The organism is Candidatus Accumulibacter sp. ACC007 (genome assembly GCF_907163205.1).
GTDB classification, from domain to species: domain Bacteria; phylum Pseudomonadota; class Gammaproteobacteria; order Burkholderiales; family Rhodocyclaceae; genus Accumulibacter; species Accumulibacter regalis.
In genome coordinates, this window is record NZ_CAJQUD010000003.1 from 56241 (window position 1) to 74479 (window position 18239).

Sequence of the window (18239 nt, forward strand, 5' to 3'; positions counted from 1 at the left end):
TCAGAAAAGCGCTCGGAGCGCGACCACGGCGGCGACACCGATGGCCACGACCGCAATCATCGGCAGGCGGAGAAAGGCAGCGCCGACGGTAATCAGCGCGGCAACGGTTTCGGCCGGACCGGTGGCGAGCACGGTCGGCGCGATGACGGCCATCAGGACTGCCGGCGGCAGCGCGTCGAGAGCCGCCTTGAGCCGGCCTTTGACACTCACGCCGCGCATCAGGTAGAGGCCGCCGATGCGGGTGAGGTAGGTGGCAGCGGCCATGGCGACGATGGTCGCGACGGTGAGCAGATCGTCGCTCATGCCGCGTCCGCGTATGCGGCGGGTTTTTCGCCCGGATCCTGCCCATCGTCCTCGCCGTGCAGCAGCGCGGCGACCAGGACGCCTGCGCTGCCACCGATGACGATGTACCAGGCGCCCGGAATGACGAGCTTGGCAAGGGCTGCGGCAAGCGCGCTCATCGCCAGGACGGCGCCGGTGCGCGGGCCTCTCCAGAAGCCGGCGAGAATGGCGATGAACATCGCCGAGAAGGCAAAATCGAATCCATAGACCGCCGGGTCACCGAGCGAACGCCCGGCGATGGCGCCGGCCAGCGAGGCGGAGCTCCACACCAGCCACATCGGCAGCGCAACGCCGAAGTAGTAGGCCGGCCGCAGGGGCTCGGCGAGCACCTTGCGCTCGGCGAATGCCCAGCTTTCGTCGGTCATCAGGAACATCGCCAGCAGTCCGCCGGGGCCGGAAAAAGCGCCGAGGTGCCGCTGCAGCGAGGCGCCCATCAGCAAATGGCGAACATTGACGATGAAAGTGGTGACCACGATCAGCAGGAGCGGCACCGGATCGCGCCACATATCGACGGCGACGAACTGTGCGGCACCGGCAAAAACCGTGGCACTGGTCAGCCAGGCCTCGAAGGGCGTGAAGCCTTTTCCGGCGGCCAGCGTTCCCCACAACAGGCCGATCGGCACTGCCGCGGCGAGCACCGGAAGGATGTCGAAGACGCCGCGACGAAAATCGGCGCTGCGCGAAGGCGAACTCATTTGCTGCTCCGTAAAGTCAAGACCGCGCGTGCAGGCGGGTGGCGGTGCCGCCGCGTCGTGCCACTGCCTCGTGCCACTTGGGCGCCCGGCAGGCGCTCGCCAGAAGCGTCGCCTCAGGGCTTGCCTTCGCTGCCGGCCGCGGCACGCGCGAACTCGTTGAGCATCTGACCCGTCGCCCAGAGCATCAGCGCGACGCCGGCGACGACGGTGATCAGCGCCGCCGGGGTGCTGGTCGGGAAGTTGGGGATGAACAGCGTCTGGCCTCTGGCCAGCCACATCGCGCCGCTCGAGAAGACGACGATGCCGGCGGCGTCGAGCAGCGCAAAAAGGACGACGCGCAGCGTGACGGGGGGGCGTTTGCGGCTGAACATCGCCGCCTACTTGACGCGCATGCCGGCTTGCGCACCCGCATCGGGCGAAAGCAGGAAGATGCCGGGGGTCTGGCCATCGGCGTCGGACGCGGCAAGGACCATGCCTTCGGAGAGGCCGAACTTCATCTTGCGTGGCGCCAGGTTGGCAACCATCACCGTCATTCGGCCGACCAGCTCCGCCGGCTGGTAAGCGGCCTTGATGCCGGCGAAGACCTGCCGCGTACCGAGCGGGCCGATGTCGAGAACGAGGCGAACGAGTTTGTCGGCGCCTTCCACCTGCGTCGCCTCGACGATGCGCGCAATACGCAGGTCGACGTTGAGAAACTGGTCGATACTGAGGTGCGCTCCTGCGTCGGGAGCGACGGCGGCTTGCGCGACGGCCACGGCAGCCGCCTTCTCCTGCTGCTCGGCGTGGCGTTGCGGCGCCGGCGGCGGCGCGGCGACGAGCGAGTCGCGGTTGGCTTCGACCAGCGCATCGACCTGTTTCTTCTCGACCCGGGTCAGCAGGTGCCGGTAGGCGTTGATCGCGTGTCCGGCGGCGAGCACGCTGTCGCCGTCGTCCCAGACCAGGGGGGCGACGTTGAGAAAGGCCTCGACCTTGACAGCGAGCGCCGGCAGCACCGGCTTGAGCAGAATGGCGAGCAGACGGAAGAGGTTCAGGGCGTTGGTGCATGCGGCCTGCAGCTCGTTTTCACGGCCTTCCTGGCGCCCCAGTTCCCACGGCTTGACGCTGTCGACGTACTGGTTGGCGACGTCGGTGAGGGCCATGATTTCACGAATCGCCTTGCTGAACTCGCGCGCCTCGTAGTGATCGGCGATCACGCCGCGGCGGGCGCGGATGGCCTGGATCGCCGGCAGCGATTCGTCGCAGGGGCAGAGCTGACCGGCGAAGCGCTTGACGATGAAGCCCGCGGCACGGCTGGCGATGTTGACGAACTTGCCGACCAGGTCGGCATTGACGCGGGCGATGAAGTCGTCGAGGTTGAGGTCGATATCCTCCATCGAACTCGACAGCTTGGCGGCGTAGTAGTAACGCAGCCACTCGGGGTCGAGACCCTGACCCAGGTAGCTTTCGGCGGTGATGAAGGTGCCGCGCGACTTCGACATCTTGGCCCCATCGACGGTCAGGAAACCGTGCGCGAAGACCTTGGTCGGCGTCCGGTAACCGGCGTGCTGCAGCTCGGCCGGCCAGAACAGCGCATGGAAGTAAAGGATGTCCTTGCCGATGAAGTGATAGAGCTCGGCGGTCGATTCCGGCCCCCAGTAGGCGTCGAAGTCGAGACCCCGGCGAGCGCAGAGATTCTTGAACGCACCCATGTAGCCAATCGGCGCGTCGAGCCAGACGTAGAAATACTTGCCTGGCGCGTCGGGGATCTCGAAACCGAAGTACGGCGCTTCGCGCGATATGTCCCAGTCGGTGAGCTTGTTCTCGCCGACGTCGCCCAGCCACTCCTGCAGCTTGTTGGCCGCCTCGTTCTGCAGCCGCCCCTCGCCCTGCGTCCAGCGGCGCAGGAAGCCCTGGCAGCGGCGATCGGAGAGCTTGAAGAAATAGTGCTCCGACTGTCTCAGTTCGGGCTTGGCGCCGGAAACCGCCGAATAGGGGTTCTTCAGCTCGTTCGCCGTGTACGCGGCGCCGCAGTTCTCGCAGTTGTCGCCGTACTGGTCAGGCGTGCCGCACTTCGGGCATTCGCCCTTGATGTAGCGGTCGGGCAGGAACATCTGCTTGAGCGGGTCGTAATACTGCTCGATGACCCGCGTTTCGATCAGATCGGCGGCGCGCAGCCGTGCATAAAGCTCGTTGGCGCAGGATCTGGTCTCTTCGGAATGCGTCGTGTAGTAGTTGTCGAAACCGACGTGAAAGCCCGCGAAGTCGCGTGTGTGTTCGCCATGCACGCGTTCGATCAGCGCCTCCGGCGTGATCCCCTCGGCCTCGGCGCGCAACATGATCGGCGTGCCATGCGTGTCGTCGGCACAGACGTACCAGCACTCATGGCCACGGATCTTCTGAAAGCGCACCCAGATGTCGGTCTGAATGTACTCGACCAGATGACCGAGGTGAATGGCGCCGTTGGCATACGGCAGGGCGGAGGTAACGAGGATCTGGCGGGTCATTGGGCGGGGGCGCAAGCGGGGCAAAGCGGCATTCTATCAAAGGGGGCCCCGGCCAGGCGGGAAAGGGCTGGAAAGGAGATTTGCCACGACGCTTGGGCAGCGCAGGCATCGGCCAGGTGCGTGTGCCTGGCCGGCGTTCAGGTCACCGCCACTGGCTCGCTGTGCTTGCTGCAGCCCTGGTCAGCGGCGAGCGTCATCAGCAGTTGGCGCACGGTCGGTTCGTCGCAATCAACAAGCGCCTTGCGCAACTCTTGAAGCTGCTCGCTCAGGGAGTCCGCATCCAGAGACGGTTCATTGGCTTTCATGATCTTGGGATGGGCGGTGTTGACCGCGTTAGTGCTGGAAATCAGCAGCTCTTCGTAGAGCTTCTCACCGGGGCGCAGACCGACGATCGCGATTTCGATGTCGCCTTGGGGGTTAGCCTCGTCGCAAACGGTATAACCCGCGAGGCGGATCATGTTGCGCGCCAGGTCGAGGATTCGCACCGGATCACCCATGTCGAGCAGGAAAATTTCGCCGCCGCTGGCGAGACTCCCGGTCTGGATCACCAGTTGCACCGCTTCATGGATGGACATGAAATAGCGGGTGACCTCGGGATGGGTAACCGTTACCGGGCCGCTCAACGCAATCTGCTCCTTGAACAGCGGAATGACCGATCCCGACGAACCCAGGACGTTGCCGAAGCGTACGGCACAGAATCGCTGGCCGCTTTTCCGCGCGCAGGCCTGTTGCGCAAACCCCTGCACAACGAGCTCAGCCCAGCGCTTGCTGGCGCCCATGATGTTCGTCGGGCGCACGGCCTTGTCGGTGGAGATCAGCACGAAAGTCTCGACGCCGGCGTCAAACGCGGCACTGGCCAGCGTCAGCGTACCGAGCACGTTGTTGCGCGTGCCTTGCAGGACATTCGCCTCGACCATCGGCACGTGCTTGTGCGCGGCAGCGTGGTAAACGGTTTCGATCCGGTGCTTGGCCAAAAGACGCGTTACCAGGCCGGCGTCACTGACCGAGCCGAGACAGGGCACCAGTTCGCAGCCGAGAACCGATTGCAGCAAGCGGTGGATCTGGTACAGCGCGTGCTCGCTCGCCTCCAGCAGGACCAGGCTGCCTGGCTGCAACGCGGCGATCTGCCGACACAGTTCCGAGCCAATCGACCCCCCTGCGCCAGTGACCAGCACTGCCTTGCCGGTGATGCAGCGTCCGAGCAGAGCCGGGTCGGCGGCGACAGGATCGCGACCCAGGAGGTCACCGATATCGACCTCGCGAACCATGTTGACCAGATGCCGGCCGTTGGCAATGTCCGCCAGCGCGGGCAGAATGCGGACCCGTACCCGGTGCTGCTCCAGCAGAGCGACCACTTCACGCCGCCGGGCGCTTGAGGCCGAGGGCAGGGTAACGATCACATCGTGAATGTCGAAACGTTCAAGCAGCATCGGCAGTTGCGAGGGCGGATAGACCCGCAATCCGCCCACATCCTTGCCTTGCAGGGTCTCGTCGTCGTCGAGAAAACCTGCCGGGAAAAGATCGCGCCCGCTGCGCAGCGATTCCGCGAGTTGTCGCCCTGCTTCGCCGGCGCCGTAGATCAGCGCCTGACGGCCTGCAAAACGCTTGCGCATTGGCAGCCACAGCAGCCAGCGCGCGGCGAATCGGGCACTGCCCACCAGCACTGTACCCAAAAGCCAGTACAGCAGTGGAACTGCCCGGGGGACGCCTTCGATCCCGGTCATCTGGGTCATGAAGGCCAGAACGGCCCACGAAAGTGCCGCCAACGACATGCCCTTGACCACCGACCACATCGCCTGCTCGCCCATGTAGCGAATTACCGAGCGGTAAAGCCCCATGGCCAGGAAAAAAGGTATCGCCAGCAGGGGAGCGGTCATCATCAGCAAGATCTGCCAGGGATTCGGTACGAACCACTCGCCAAGCCGCAAGGAGTAGGCCGCCCAGACGGCAATGATCAGCAGGACGCTGTCGACCGCCAGCATCAGTGTCTGCTTGACACGGCGCGTCATCAAGACCAGATGGTTGGGAAGGCGCTCCCGGAGCAATCTGAGGATCATGCTGTCTCCGGGCTCCCAGCCGGCCAGCGACACCGCAACCTGGCTGCGGCCACTACGCGCAAACTCGATGCCTGGAAGGGCGTCGGGCGCGCTGGTGACTGCAAGCCGCGACAATAGGCGATGATACCGTACACCTCACCCGCCAACGGCGCTCCGGTACCATCGCGCCGTTGCCAGCAACCCCGCCGCCACGGTGTACGGTGGCGACCAGCCCAGGGTTCGGCGAATCAGGGAATCGTCGACGCGTAGCGAGCCGAGCAGGCGTTCAACGGCCTGCCGCTTGCCGCTCAGGGCGCCCGCCGCACGCAGGCAGGCGGCCGGTACCGGCAGCAGTCGCGCCGGGCGATCCAGAGCGCCGGCAATCCGCCGCACCAGTTCGGGGGTAGCGACACCATCACCGTCAGTGACGAGGAAAACCTTGTCGGCGGCTGCCGGATGAGTGAGGCAGCAGGCGACTGCATCCACCAGATTGCCGACAAAGATCAAGTCCCGGTCATTGCGCACCCGACCGAGCGGAAGGGGCCAGCCGCGATCCACCGCGCGCATCAATCGCAGGAAGTTGGCGCCGACCCCCGGTCCGTAGATCAGCGGTGGGCGGAGAATCACGACCTCCAGGCCCATGCCTTTCGCGCTGGCCCGCAGACCCTCTTCGGCCTCCCATTTGGACGTGGCATAGGCGTCCGACGGATGGGCTGGCTGCCCTTCGGTGTAGGGCTCGTCACCCTCCTGCGCCTGGCCTTCGCCACAGACTTTGATGGTACTCACGAACACCAGACGTTTGACCCCCGCCAGGGCCGCCTGACGAGCCAGGTTGATCGTGCCTTCGGTATTGACCGATCGGTACGCAGCCAGAGGGTCACGGGCGGCGTCCCGCATGACATGCACCCGGCCCGCCAGATGGACAACGACATCGACCTTCGCGAGCGCCTGCTGCCAGCCCGTATGGGGCCCGATATCGCCAACCAGGCAGCGAATGGGACCGCTGACCGTCCTTCGTGACGCATTTCGCACCGCAGCGACCACCTCGTGCCCGCCTTCACGAAGCAGCTGCTCGCATAGCGCATTCCCGACGAATCCGTTGGCGCCCGTCACCAATACCCTCACGGCCAACCCCCTTTGATCAGGCCTGGCCGACCCGTCCGGCCGGCTGGTGCCTGGTCAAATCGCGGTATAGCTCGACGTACGACCGGGCCATCTGTTCGGCCGTGAAGTGCGTCCGATACCGTTTCTCGGCGCGGACGCCCATCTCGGCCGCCTCGTCCGGATGCTCCCAAAGGTGGCTCATCGCTCGGTGCAGTGCCCCGGGGTCGTTGGGCGGTATCACCAGCCCGGTTTCGTTGGCCAGATTGATGAAGGTCGTGCCCGTCCCGATCTCACAGGAGATCATGGGCTTTCCATACATGGCGCCCTCGAGCAGGGAAACCCCGAACGCCTCCGAGCGCAGATGCGAGGGAAACACAAGCCCGTAGCACTGCGTAAGTAGCGCGACCTTGTCCTCTTCCGGCAAGTGCCCGAGAAAATGAACGTTGCGAAGATTCAACTGCATAGCCTGCTTTTTCAGCTCTTGTTCACTCGGACCCGCACCAACGATCGCGATCGGACAATCAAGACCTTGCGCCGCCTCGAGCAGGAGGTGAAGACCCTTGTAGTAGCGAAGGACACCGACAAACAGAAAGAATCGTGGCCCGAGTCTTTGCCGCCAATACTCAAGGCGCTGCGGGGCGGGCTGACAATAGGTCGACTTGTCGAGACCGATCGGAATGACGCGGACCTTGTGCGAAAACTTCTGAAGTACGTCGCTGCTGGCGAGATAGTTCGGTGACGTCGCCACGATGGAAGTCACGCTGCGCATGAACTTCCACATCAGCGGGCGATAGAGCCGCAGCAGGAATTTCTGGCGAATGATGTCCGATTGATAGGTCACCACCGTCGGCTTTCGTACGCGCGTCACGAAGTGCGCGACATCCATAAACGGCCAGGGAAAATGGTAGTGAATGACGTCCGCCTTTTTCGCCAGTTGCGCAAAACGCACGAAGGCCGAAGCGGAAACGCTCATCGAGGCGATTTCCAGATCGAGTCTGGCACGGTGCGCCAGGTAGCCATCGATCTCCATGGTCTTTGCTGAACGGTCGGGGGTCAGTGACAGGACATCGTTGTTGACACCCAGCTTGCTGGTACCTCTGGCGATCTGATTAATCACCTGCTCCACCCCACCCATCGTGTCCGGGAAGGAGGTTCTGTAAAACTGCAAGACTCTCATCGACAAGCAACCCTATCCAAATACGAACGAGCCAAGGTCGTCCAGGAACCGCTTTGCGGTAAAGTTCGTGGCGCGCTGTTCGCACGGGAGGCGCATCGACAATGCAAAACTTGCGGTCATTTCGCGTACGGCGACCGCAATTCGTTCAACGTCTGGATCGGGCGGCAGAAGGATGCCGGTCTGGCGGTCCAGCACCGTCTCGATCATGCCCCCCTCGGCAACGCCGATCACCGGTTTTCCGGCAGCCATCGCCTCGACGGCAGACATGCCGAAGTCTTCGTCCAGAGGGATGTAGATACACGCCAGCGCATTGGCAATCAGGTCGATCAGATCCTCGTCACGAGACCAGCCAACGAACACGATGTTCGCGGCGCCACCAGCCAGCCGCTTGAGGCTTTCGAGCTGCGACCCTCCCGAGGCAACGACCAGCTTCTTCTCCGGCATCCGTGTGAACGCCTGAACCACTCGGTCGATCCGTTTGTTGGGTTCGAGCCGTCCCAGCGACAGGTAATAGTCACCCTGGGATTTCCACTTGAAGGCATCTATATCGACGGCCGGATAAACGACACGCGCCTCGACCTGCAACTGCTCTGCGATACGCTTGCGGACATGCTCGGAATTCGCCACGACGACATCCATTTGCCCGACGGCGCGGATGTACCCCTGGCGATAGGCAGCAATTGCTGAGCGCAGTACCGCGCGCGCCGGGACCGGCACCTGCCCGACGTACTGCTCGAGTCTGTCAAACGCAAAGCGAGGGGGCGTGTTGCAGTAGTAGATTCGGCGCCCCCGCTGCTGGCTGCTGACGGCCAGTGGCGTATAGATCCCGCTGTAGACGACGGCATCCGCATGCTCGATACAGGGAACGCGCTGGCCAAAGGTGAGCAATGCTTGAGGTATGCGAGGGAACCAGGCGGGAAAGCGTCCGAGCAGGCGCAGGTCCACCCCGGACAGGTCGCCGGTACCCGAAAAACCAGGGTACACCCCGGCCAGGCCCAGCGCCATGCCCGGGTACCCTCTGGCGATCGTCGCGACGAGCCGCTCCGCGCCGCCATTGACCTGCATGTAATCATGCAGGACCCAGTTCCGGGGCGTCGCTTGCGCGGGCCGACCTTTCATGACTCGAACACGAACGGGGAACCCGAAAGAATTCCGTCGCAAATGACGTCCAGGCCGGGATCGGCACCCGGGGCCAGGGCGGCAAGCGAGCTGACTTCGTAGGCAAAAGGTACAAGATAACGGTGTTTGCGGGCGAATTTGACCGGAATCATGCGGCGAAAGAACAAGTGATAGGCATAGACTCGGGCCCGTTCGACGATCTCGTCCGCCAGGCGACGCCCGCTTGGCAGGCGAGACAGGATCGCCTCGTATTCGGCCGCGGACGAGACATCGGTGGTAAAACCTTTGCCGCGTGCCCACGCCTCGCCGGCGATCACCACCGGGATCCCCCAGCACGGCAACTCGATCGCCATCTTGGTTCCGTACACCAGGACGGTGTCGCACGCACCCATCAACGTATAGGTGTTCTTCGGATCATCAGGCCCTACAACATGAATGTTCGCGGGTAGTTCCCGCCACCGGCTCCGGATTTCGTCTTCGACACGTTGGCGTGATTTCACCGTTCCCAGCACTTCGGCCGGATGGACGCGAATGATTAATTCGACATCCGGGCGGCGGGCAAAATGGTCGATGGTGAACAGCAGCCAATCGAGCATCGATGCGAAAGCGTTTGCTCTGAAATGCAATTGCGCATCCCACATGACGTTGGTGAGCAAACCGACAACGGGTCGGGTCGGCGCAATCTGAAGCTCCTTCAACAGCTTCGCCGCCTCGCCTTCGCCCTGACGCTGAAAGCTGATCCAGTCGTTCCCGCCACTGCGCCTCGATTCGAGATAGGCCAGCAATTTGGCAGCCTTTTCCTTGCTCCACTCGAATCCGGACCACTGCTCCGTCGGTTCGTCAATCATCGTCTTGTGGTAACTGTCGCCATGGCTGAACAGGTATGAGCGATCGCGATAAGCGGGGCTCCAGTTGACCACTCGCACGCCGCGCTGGCGACAGACGTCCCCAACCGCGCCCTGGGGGACGTAGATGCCGTGGTGAAAGACAGCGACGTCGTAGCGGTGTTCGCTCAGCAGACGGGCGATCACCGCGGCGGTATACATCGCCGCCCGCAGGTACTGTCGTGCGACATCGTTGCCGAATGGCTCTCCGTCAAGGCTGCCGCGACCATAGAAGCGCAATGCCCCGGCGACGGCGTGTTCCCCGACCGGAACTCCCTTCCAGGACACCCGGGGAATGTCCGCATCAAGGGTAGCTTCGACCAGGGCGCCAATCTCCTGGCGATCGGCTGACGACAGATACTCGCCATAGGTCCTGACCGGCACATCCAGTTCCCCGAACATTCTCGACGCTGGCGCGAAACACGTACCGCAGAGGGGCACGGCACCCTCGGCAAGCAGGCGCCTGCCGGGGAAAAGACCCAGATCACATTCCTGACACGCGGGCAGAACGCCGTCGCAGAGCAGCACTTCGACGTGATGGCCACGCAGCCTGAGCGCCGCCGCCAAGACGCTTTCGAAGCCGCTCATCGACCAGTGCGAGCCGGTTCCTGTGGCCACCAGAACGCGTGCGCCCACTTCGCCGACGCCAGGAAAGGCGTCTCCGGATGCCTCTCGTATGCGGGCCCAATCAGGACGTGCGGGAAGAAAAGGCCTGATCCTGCGGAGCAACCTCCTGAATCTGAACTTGGCAATCGACCCGAGTTCGCTGCCTGCAAGGCATTGAGCGACTCGCCTCATGAATGATAGAGCGACTCGACGAGATACGGGTTGCTTTGTCGGTACTCCAGTTCAAGGCTGCGCGGCAGGGAACCCAACTCTTTCTTCATGACATCGACTCCGTCGATGTACACCAACAAGCAGGTCGAACGAATTCTGAAAAGAGGCGTGTTCTGGGTAAACTCCTTGAAAAAGCGTACCAGACCATCCGACTTGGGTGCGTAATCGTGCCACATGATGACTCCACCCGGCTTGAGCAACTCGAACGCCTTGCGCGTGTCATTCTTGACCAGGTCATAGCTGTGGTCGCCATCGACGAACACGAAATCAAACTGCTGACGATAGGGTGTCGTATCGAATTCGCGCGAATCGCTGTGGATTTGCGTAATGCGCTCTTCCTCCTCCCGTCCCTTGAACAGGACACCCAGATAGGGAGCGTAGCGTGGATCGTGTTCGGGTGGAAGGTTCAGCGTAAACACCTGTCCAACGGGATTGTTGTGCGCCAGATGAAAGGTAGTGCGTCCCATGTACGTGCCGAACTCGAACATCTTGGCAGCACCCACATGTTTGGCGACGGCAGTGACATAGAGCATGTCCGTCTTGTTGGCGTGACCGGTCACTTCATTAATCGCCCCAATCGGCACTGACTGTTTTTCAATGCCCGGAAAGAGTTCCTGCAGGTAGACCTCGCGAATCTGGCTTTCTTCAAGATAGCGGGCAAATGCGACGACCTTGCAATGCTTTTCGACGCGTTCAACGGCATGGTTCGACAAAAGGTTGCCCTTTTCCCTAGCAATTGCCAGCTCCGGATGCAATAGCGTATCGGTGAGATAGCGCGTCTCCTTCATCTGCCGGGTCTCGCGCTCGCGCTGATCCGCAAGCTGCCTTTCGATACGCTCCAGCTCCTCCGTACGCCGCGAAATTTCCCCCCGAACGGCTTTCTCCGAGCGAACGATCCAGCGCCTCAACAGCAGGACTGCGGCGAGCAGCAACACTGGAAACAAAAGCAAGCTCAGTGAGAATTCGGTTGAAACCATCTCCGTGACAGCCAGTCGCCAGCTGACCAGTCCGGCGATGCCAAAACCCGCGATCAAGGCCAATAATAACTTTGGCGAAAGATAGAGCCGTCTTGCAAGATTCTTGATCATGTTCAAACTCACTGAGTGTTTTTGCCGAATTCCGAACGCGAGATATTGCAGCAATGCCGCCGGCAAGCACAACTTCCGCCACCACGGAATAACGCTGGAACGCAAGACCATGGTTAAAAGCGATAGTAGTTGCTGGCGCAGAATCCCTTTCCGCGCCATCTCCTCCAGATAGGCCCCCGCATTCTTCGTCTGGTGGGTACGCGTGAGGAGGATTTCGTCCACATAAGCGAATCGACAGGCGAGAGCCATCTGGCAAATGAACTGCCGATCGCCACCGAGAACCTCCGGGAAGTAGCGCATCGCGCGCTGCAGCAGAGTGGTGCGGAACAGGCCATAAATGAACAGATTGTACTTGGCCCCGGACAGGATCTTGCTGAGTAACCACAGGTGTCCCTTGCCGTTCGGATCCTTGTCACCGCTGAAACGAATGCTATCGAACACCGATCCATCGGGAAGCCTCCTATCGACGGCACACATGGCTACTCCTGCCGCTGGATCATTTTCGAGTGCCGGCAACAGGCGACTTATGAACTGGGGGTACCAGTAATCGTCGGCAGCCGCCCACATGAAGTACGGGCTGTCAGCGGCATCGAGCACCGTTCGGAAATTGGCCACGGCACCTTCGTTCACCGGTTTGCGGATGAGGTGAATACGCGCATCCCGTTGTGCGAATCTCTCGCAGATCGCCAGGGTTCCATCGGTCGATGCATTGTCCGAAACAATGATCTGCAGGTTGGGATAATCCTGCTGCACCAGCGTCTCGAGGGCGGCGCCGAGGGTCGCAGCGCCATTGAAAACGGGCAGGCCTATCGTGACCAGAGGACAGCCTGCAAGGTCCGATCTGCTGCTGGTCGGTTTGACGCAAGCGCCTTGTGTGCCGGGGTCGCCGGCGCTCGCCGGCGTCGATCGGTCTAATTCCGCTTTGACGAGTTCAACCATGGATAAGTGAATTCCTGCTCTTTTTGTGAGTTATCGTATCGAGACACTGTCGGCGATGCTTTTGCCATGACCACGGCCGTCACTTCGCCGCCACTGCTTTGGCAAGCATGGAAATGTTCTCTGCCAGATTCTTTCTCGCTGCGGCGCGCAAGTGCTCGGTCGGGTTGTGGGGGGTAAAGAAATCGGACTCATCGCACTGAAAGGCCAGATCCAGGAATGCCGGGCCCTTGGGGTTACGGGCGCGCTTCGTCAGCTCTGCTGTAGAGATCGCCTCAACACCGAAACTCCTGAGGTAGGTCTTGATGATCGTCAAGTTTGAGGAGACACACTTCTCGAAAGGCCCCCCGACGTACTTCACGCCAGCACGGCAGTTGATCGGTGTGGCATACAGCCCGACGCCGATACCGCTGCGCAGCAAGGTCTTCAGTGCTGAACCGAAGTATCGAAGCTTGCGATGCGCCGGGTAAAGATTGTAGAAGTAATGGAAAATAAAGATGTCACGCATCCGGTGATTCCACGCCACACCCGAACTCTCGTCGATTCGGGAAGCGATCACCTCGAGAAAGTCGCCAATCGGCCGTATGTTACCGGACGGCAAGTGCAACGGCACCGCCTGAAAAACAGCTTTGGCGATCGGCGTCGATTCGATTGGCTCGCGCAGCTCCTTGCTTCCGCGTGCAAAATCATCGAGTGTGGCGGTCTCCCACAGGAACTGATAATCGGGATGAAGATCCCATGACGGCGAAAAGGAACGCAGGTTGATCGGCAGAACGACGCTCAGCGGCCGATGGCGAAGCCCAGCGAGGGCGTTGCAGAACAAACAGAATACTTGCGAGTGATACGCGGAATGCGACAAACATAATGCGGCGTCGCGCCCCAACTCTGCCAACACCAAGTCCTCGAGTGTCTCCTTGCAGGTCTCGTCGTCCGCGACCCTGAGTGCTACCGAATCACCGAAAATCAGGTGCAGTGGCGGATTGTCGCTATCGAAGGCATCGACGAATTTCTTCAGCAGGGGAAACCTGAGCTCAAACACAAGGGCTCTCCCCGGAAATTCGGCGCTCAGCGAGGTTCATCGAGGCGCTCGGACACGGGGTGCGCTGATCGTGCGCAGAACAGTGCGACGTCAACTGAGGAGTCCGGACTTCATTCATCTTCACTGACACAATCCCATGAAAAATCGACAAGCAGATCACCAAAATTACCCTGCTGCAAACGCCCCGTGCCAAAGTAGTCACTGTCCGAGACGGTGATGTGGCAGGTATTGGAAATCTTGTCGGTCAGTTCCCGGTTCACAATACAGCTGGCCACGATGTCGTAGTTCCCGGGGAGCAGCGGCAACTTCGGGAGCGTGCATACGAAGCGGCCCTTTCTTGTCGTCAGCATCAACTCCGAACGGATGATGTCGCTCGGCAGGCCGAACAGCCGGGTGCCCTTGCTGCCGACGACGACGATGGTGACGATCACGTCCGTCGACGGTTCCTGCAGAGTGCTCTCATAACCAAAAACGATGCGCACGCCCTGGCCGGCCGGGATGCTGCTCATGGGTTTCCCATTCAGATCCTCGAGTTGCATACTCGTGAATCGAACCAGGCCAGAACCCGGACGACCCATGGCGACGCTCAGGTCGGCTCCCCCCTGTGGCCCGAGTAATAAGGTGCTGTATGCCTGGACCACGGTTTCGGTAGAGCCTGCGGTGTGCACATGGCTGTTTTCGATCAGGATTGCGCGGTTGCACAGGGACTGGATCGCGCCCATGCTGTGACTGACGAAGAGAATCGTGCGCTCCTGATGCTGGGTCAACTGGTCCATCTTGTTCAGGCACTTTTCCTGAAACGCGATATCACCCACCGCCAGGACTTCGTCGACCATCAGAATTTCCGTATCGAGATGCGCCGCGACAGCGAAGGTCAGGCGCGAGCGCATCCCGGAGGAATAAGTGCGCACGCGTGCGTTGATGAACTTTCCGATGCCGGCGAAATCGACGATTTCCTCGAAACGCGCAGTGATCTCTTTGGGCCGCATGCCCAGGATGACGCCATTCAGATAAACGTTTTCCCGTCCGGTCAGATCAGGGTGGAATCCCGTCCCGGTCTCCAGCAGCGTACCGATGCGCCCCTTGATGCGGGCCTCACCCTCGGTCGGATCGGTGATACGCGACAGGACGCGCAGCAGCGTTGTCTTGCCGGCACCATTGCGCCCGACAATCCCCAATACGTCGCCACGCTGCACATCGAAGCTGATGTCACGGAATGCCCAATGCGGCTTGCCGCCAACCATGTAGCTCTTGCCAAGACCCCTGACGCTGAGAACCGTGTCATTCATGAAATCGTATCCCACCCATCTCTAAAGGGAATCGACCATGGTGCGCTCCGCGCGCGTGAAGGCAACCAGGCCGTAATAAAGACCAACTACGATCAGAGCGACCGCCCAGGCGACTGACCATAGCGGTGGTGCCACCTCATCCCACAGTGACCAGCGAATGCCCTGGATGAGAGAGGCCATCGGATTCGCGTAGTAGAAGGTCAGCAGCTTCTCGGGAACCGCCGAGATCGGGTACACGCAGGGCATCGCGTAGACCATCACGCGCATGATCACGGGTAGCGCCATCATTATGTCGCGCCGTTCGATGGAATGGGCGGCCAGAACCAGTCCGAGAGTAAACGAGGCCAGCGTCAGTCCAATGAGAAACAAGGGAAAATAGACGATGTTCCAGCTGGGATAGACCCCGTAAACGCCCATCAGGGCGACGATCACCACGAAGGAGGCGAGCAGGTCCATCACGTTGACGAACAAGGCTGTCAGAGGCACGATCAGGCGTGGATAGTAGACCTTGCTCATTACGCCGGCATTGTTTGCCAGCGATGATGCCGTGTCCGACACCGTTCCCGAAAAAAACAGGTAGAGACTGATCCCGAGGAAGACGAACAGGGGGAAGGGAATAGGATCCGTTTTGATCCCGAGCATGTGACCGAACACGCCAACATAGACCAGGCACAACAACAACGGGCGGAAGATGATCCAGCCGTATCCCATGGCCGTAGGTCGATAGCGACCACGTATGGAGCGCAGCACGAAGTACTTCAGCAGGTGCTTGTTTTCCCATACCTGGGGCACGCCAAGGCGACCGATCCGGTTGCTCGGCTTGATGATGATGACGCCGTCGTCGTTGTCATCGATGGGAGCGGTTTGGCCGACATTGGTGAAACGTTTGGCACCAAGTTCGGGGTGCAACTTCGAGTTCATGGCAGAGATTCCTTAGCGCTGGCTCGGGGACCTAACTCAGCATTTCCTCGAGCAACTGTTGTTGCTCAAGGTCCAGAGACGCCTTCGCAGCGTGCCGGTAGACGGTGTAGAACATCCTGGCGATCTTGTCCGGACTGGGAAAGCCCTGTTCGATACGTTGCGTCCCCTTGATGCGCAGGTCGCCGAGCATTGCGGGGTCTTGAACGGCCTGCAGCAAGGCGCGCGTGATGTCTTCCTCACTAAACGGATCGAACAACAGAGCCGCGTCACCAACGACTTCGGGGATACAGGCTGCGGTGGATGCCAGCACCGGCAACCCATTGTGGAAGGCCTCCAGCAAGGGCAAACCCAGACCTTCGAAGGTCGACGGGTGCACCAGGAACTTGGCACTCTTGTACAGGGTGTTCAGACGTTCGACCGGGACCACACCCAGGAAGCGCACCTGGTTTTCAAGCTTGTGCAGCGCGATCTCCTTTTCGATGTGCTCGGCCTCGGGCGTATTGGTACGGCCTGTGCAGACCAGATTCAGCGAGACACCGTGCTGGTCACGCAGTCTCGCAATGGCACGAATGAGCCGCAGATGGTTCTTGGTCACCCAGGTGGCAGAGGGAAACAAGGCGAAGGACTCTGGAAGCCCTTCCATCGCCGTCGCCTTGTCCATGAAGCGCTCGGCGTGATCGAATCGGGGCATGCGCGGAATGACCGCGATCCGGTCGGGGGCAATTCCGTATTTTTCGACAATATCGCGCTTCACCCAGCGGGTCGCGGTAACCACCATGGCCGCGCTACAACACCCGCGGCGAAACAACTCGTCCATCCACCCCACCTCGCCCGGCCGAAAGCACTCTGGCTGATGATGGTGCGGCAAGCCCCACGGCTCATAGACGTAAGGCAGGGAGGTTTCGAAATGCAAGGGGTACGGAAAATGGACGACCTTGACTCCTCGCGAGCGGAGAATACGATCGGCGCGAGCCGCGACCATCGGTCGTGCGGCGTCATCACGGATGCCTCGATAGAGGCGGTAAGCGGGTGCAACCATGAAGCGCAGAGGGCCCACACGGCGTGCAATACGCTGAACCCTGGGGGTCAGCGGCGTCTCGTGGGCGTAATAGCGGTAGACCTTCGGGACGATGCCACCCAACGGCCCCAACGCTGACTGCAATTTCCGCCATCGCGGGTTCATGCCTCTGGTCCGTTCTGCTATCGGGTCGTACCAGGAATAGCGCGCAGGCCAGACGAACTTTTCCATGTTCGCCGCCATGAAAGGTACCAGTTCCTGGTCGTACCCCTTCAAACCGAGGAGAACGAAACGATCACGTAGGGTCGACGCGCCCAACGCCAGCAAAAGCGAAAGCAGGGCGGTCTCGGTTCCGCCCGAAGCCTTCGCCGAGACTTGCGAGTCGATGGCTACGGTGAGCGGCTCCTGGCACACGGATGTCATGCCTTCCGAACCAGTTCCAGGCATGCGACAGCGCGTGCCGCCGCAGCAAAATCAGGCCCGAATTCCGGCGTACGGACGATGTTGAAATACTCGAGGAGGGCGCACTCCTCAGACCTGGCCGTCTGCCAGCCGTCAGCAGTGTGGCGATAATAGGTTTCAGAAGCGCATTCACCTCCGAAGGACTGTTTGACGCCCTCGATCTGCTCGGCGCCAAAGACCTGCAGCCAGTCCTGGTCTTCGGCCTTGCCAAATGGAACCGTCAACAACAAACGACCACCCGGCTTGAGCAGGTCGTGGAACGTCTTCATGACGCCGCGGTAGGCCAGGAGATCCTTTTCCGGCTGTGGTTGCTTGAGCGTAACGTCGTACGGCGGCTTCGGGATCGGCCACATGCCGATGTGTTCCACGGTGCTGATGCACACGATGTTGTCGAAGATGCCGTCCCGCAGCACGGGATCACGGAAGTCGCCATGCAGGTAGGACAAGCGCGGATCGAGGCGGACAGAATCCATCTCCAGCGAGTAGATGATGATTCTTTGCTGGCTGAGTTCTGGAGCACCGAGGAACATCGGTGCATTCAGCACCGAGCCCGCATCGAGCAGCAGACCGGGGCCGGACTGGACCTTGGAAATCGCCCAGGGACACTCGACCACCCGCTCGTCGAGACGCCTGCCGTAACCAGCCGGCAGCGGCTGACCGCGACGGAACAGTTCCATCAGCTTCTGATCAGCGAGCGTCTCGATCATCAGCAGGTTCTTGAACTTCGCGTACCCGGGCGTCCACGGAACGCAGCCGTTTTTCTTGTACTGCTCGATCAGGTTGAGCGAACTGGAGATGTTCTTTGCGTT

General features: G+C 61.2%; 15 protein-coding genes. All 15 read right to left on the minus strand.

All coding sequences use genetic code 11. The annotated features are described in order from the left end of the window. The 15 genes from QZ634_RS10950 to QZ634_RS11020 all read right to left on the minus strand — a co-directional run bounded on the left by QZ634_RS10950 (window position 1) and on the right by QZ634_RS11020 (window position 18137). Window positions 1–303, minus strand: a complete 303-nt coding sequence (locus tag QZ634_RS10950) for an AzlD domain-containing protein (RefSeq protein WP_291988302.1) — start codon at window positions 301–303, stop codon at window positions 1–3. Beyond that, window positions 300–1037, minus strand: coding sequence for an AzlC family ABC transporter permease (locus QZ634_RS10955; RefSeq protein ID WP_043565309.1), 738 nt, complete (start codon window positions 1035–1037; stop codon window positions 300–302). The genes QZ634_RS10950 and QZ634_RS10955 overlap by 4 nt, the downstream gene beginning before the upstream one ends. Before the next feature lie 113 nt (window positions 1038–1150). Continuing rightward, the gene (locus QZ634_RS10960; protein ID WP_291988304.1) at window positions 1151–1408 is read right to left on the minus strand and encodes a hypothetical protein; all 258 of its coding nucleotides are present in this window, start codon (window positions 1406–1408) and stop codon (window positions 1151–1153) included. Window positions 1409–1414: 6 nt separating this feature from the next. Then, a complete protein-coding gene (gene metG / locus QZ634_RS10965; protein WP_291988307.1) occupies window positions 1415–3520 on the minus strand; it encodes a methionine--tRNA ligase in 2106 nt (701 codons plus the stop codon). A gap of 137 nt (window positions 3521–3657) precedes the next feature. Next, window positions 3658–5577 carry a nucleoside-diphosphate sugar epimerase/dehydratase gene (locus QZ634_RS10970; protein WP_291988308.1) on the minus strand — a complete coding sequence of 640 codons (1920 nt, stop codon included), beginning with the start codon at window positions 5575–5577 and terminating at the stop codon, window positions 3658–3660. Between the two features lie 135 nt (window positions 5578–5712). Beyond that, the gene (locus tag QZ634_RS10975) at window positions 5713–6681 is read right to left on the minus strand and encodes an SDR family oxidoreductase (RefSeq protein WP_291988310.1); all 969 of its coding nucleotides are present in this window, start codon (window positions 6679–6681) and stop codon (window positions 5713–5715) included. Window positions 6682–6697: 16 nt separating this feature from the next. After that, on the minus strand, window positions 6698–7837 hold the full coding sequence (locus QZ634_RS10980; RefSeq protein WP_291902173.1) for a glycosyltransferase family 4 protein: 1140 nt from the start codon (window positions 7835–7837) through the stop codon (window positions 6698–6700). Between the two features lie 12 nt (window positions 7838–7849). Beyond that, complete coding sequence (locus tag QZ634_RS10985) at window positions 7850–8902, minus strand: glycosyltransferase (protein ID WP_291988312.1); 1053 nt, start codon at window positions 8900–8902, stop codon at window positions 7850–7852. Window positions 8903–8952: 50 nt separating this feature from the next. Continuing rightward, window positions 8953–10476 (minus strand): capsule biosynthesis protein, encoded by a 1524-nt coding sequence (locus QZ634_RS10990; RefSeq protein ID WP_291988314.1) that lies wholly within the window; start codon window positions 10474–10476, stop codon window positions 8953–8955. A gap of 158 nt (window positions 10477–10634) precedes the next feature. Next, window positions 10635–12704 carry a glycosyltransferase gene (locus QZ634_RS10995; protein WP_291988316.1) on the minus strand — a complete coding sequence of 690 codons (2070 nt, stop codon included), beginning with the start codon at window positions 12702–12704 and terminating at the stop codon, window positions 10635–10637. A 79-nt stretch (window positions 12705–12783) separates the two neighbouring features. After that, window positions 12784–13740: a hypothetical protein gene (locus QZ634_RS11000; protein WP_291988318.1), complete on the minus strand. Its 957-nt coding sequence runs from the start codon at window positions 13738–13740 to the stop codon at window positions 12784–12786. Window positions 13741–13850: 110 nt separating this feature from the next. After that, window positions 13851–15044, minus strand: coding sequence for an ABC transporter ATP-binding protein (locus tag QZ634_RS11005; protein WP_291988320.1), 1194 nt, complete (start codon window positions 15042–15044; stop codon window positions 13851–13853). 6 nt (window positions 15045–15050) lie between these two features. Next, window positions 15051–15950 carry an ABC transporter permease gene (locus QZ634_RS11010; protein ID WP_291988322.1) on the minus strand — a complete coding sequence of 300 codons (900 nt, stop codon included), beginning with the start codon at window positions 15948–15950 and terminating at the stop codon, window positions 15051–15053. A gap of 31 nt (window positions 15951–15981) precedes the next feature. Beyond that, window positions 15982–17391 (minus strand): glycosyltransferase family 1 protein, encoded by a 1410-nt coding sequence (locus QZ634_RS11015; RefSeq protein ID WP_291988324.1) that lies wholly within the window; start codon window positions 17389–17391, stop codon window positions 15982–15984. Continuing rightward, window positions 17388–18137, minus strand: a complete 750-nt coding sequence (locus QZ634_RS11020) for a class I SAM-dependent methyltransferase (RefSeq protein WP_291988325.1) — start codon at window positions 18135–18137, stop codon at window positions 17388–17390. Before QZ634_RS11020 ends, QZ634_RS11015 begins: the two co-directional genes overlap by 4 nt. Between the last annotated feature and the right edge of the window lie 102 nt (window positions 18138–18239).

What these genes read in the sequence shown, in the direction of transcription:
- QZ634_RS10985 (WP_291988312.1), bottom strand. Translation starts at nt 8,902, where the DNA reads ATGCAGGTCAATGGCGGCGCGGAGCGGCTCGTCGCGACGATCGCCAGA.
- QZ634_RS10995 (WP_291988316.1), bottom strand. Translation starts at nt 12,704, where the DNA reads ATGGTTGAACTCGTCAAAGCGGAATTAGACCGATCGACGCCGGCGAGC.
- QZ634_RS10980 (WP_291902173.1), bottom strand. Translation starts at nt 7,837, where the DNA reads ATGAGAGTCTTGCAGTTTTACAGAACCTCCTTCCCGGACACGATGGGT.
- QZ634_RS10960 (WP_291988304.1), bottom strand. Translation starts at nt 1,408, where the DNA reads ATGTTCAGCCGCAAACGCCCCCCCGTCACGCTGCGCGTCGTCCTTTTT.
- QZ634_RS11010 (WP_291988322.1), bottom strand. Translation starts at nt 15,950, where the DNA reads ATGAACTCGAAGTTGCACCCCGAACTTGGTGCCAAACGTTTCACCAAT.
- QZ634_RS11020 (WP_291988325.1), bottom strand. Translation starts at nt 18,137, where the DNA reads ATGATCGAGACGCTCGCTGATCAGAAGCTGATGGAACTGTTCCGTCGC.
- QZ634_RS10970 (WP_291988308.1), bottom strand. Translation starts at nt 5,577, where the DNA reads ATGATCCTCAGATTGCTCCGGGAGCGCCTTCCCAACCATCTGGTCTTG.
- QZ634_RS10950 (WP_291988302.1), bottom strand. Translation starts at nt 303, where the DNA reads ATGAGCGACGATCTGCTCACCGTCGCGACCATCGTCGCCATGGCCGCT.
- QZ634_RS10955 (WP_043565309.1), bottom strand. Translation starts at nt 1,037, where the DNA reads ATGAGTTCGCCTTCGCGCAGCGCCGATTTTCGTCGCGGCGTCTTCGAC.
- QZ634_RS11015 (WP_291988324.1), bottom strand. Translation starts at nt 17,391, where the DNA reads ATGACATCCGTGTGCCAGGAGCCGCTCACCGTAGCCATCGACTCGCAA.
- metG (WP_291988307.1), bottom strand. Translation starts at nt 3,520, where the DNA reads ATGACCCGCCAGATCCTCGTTACCTCCGCCCTGCCGTATGCCAACGGC.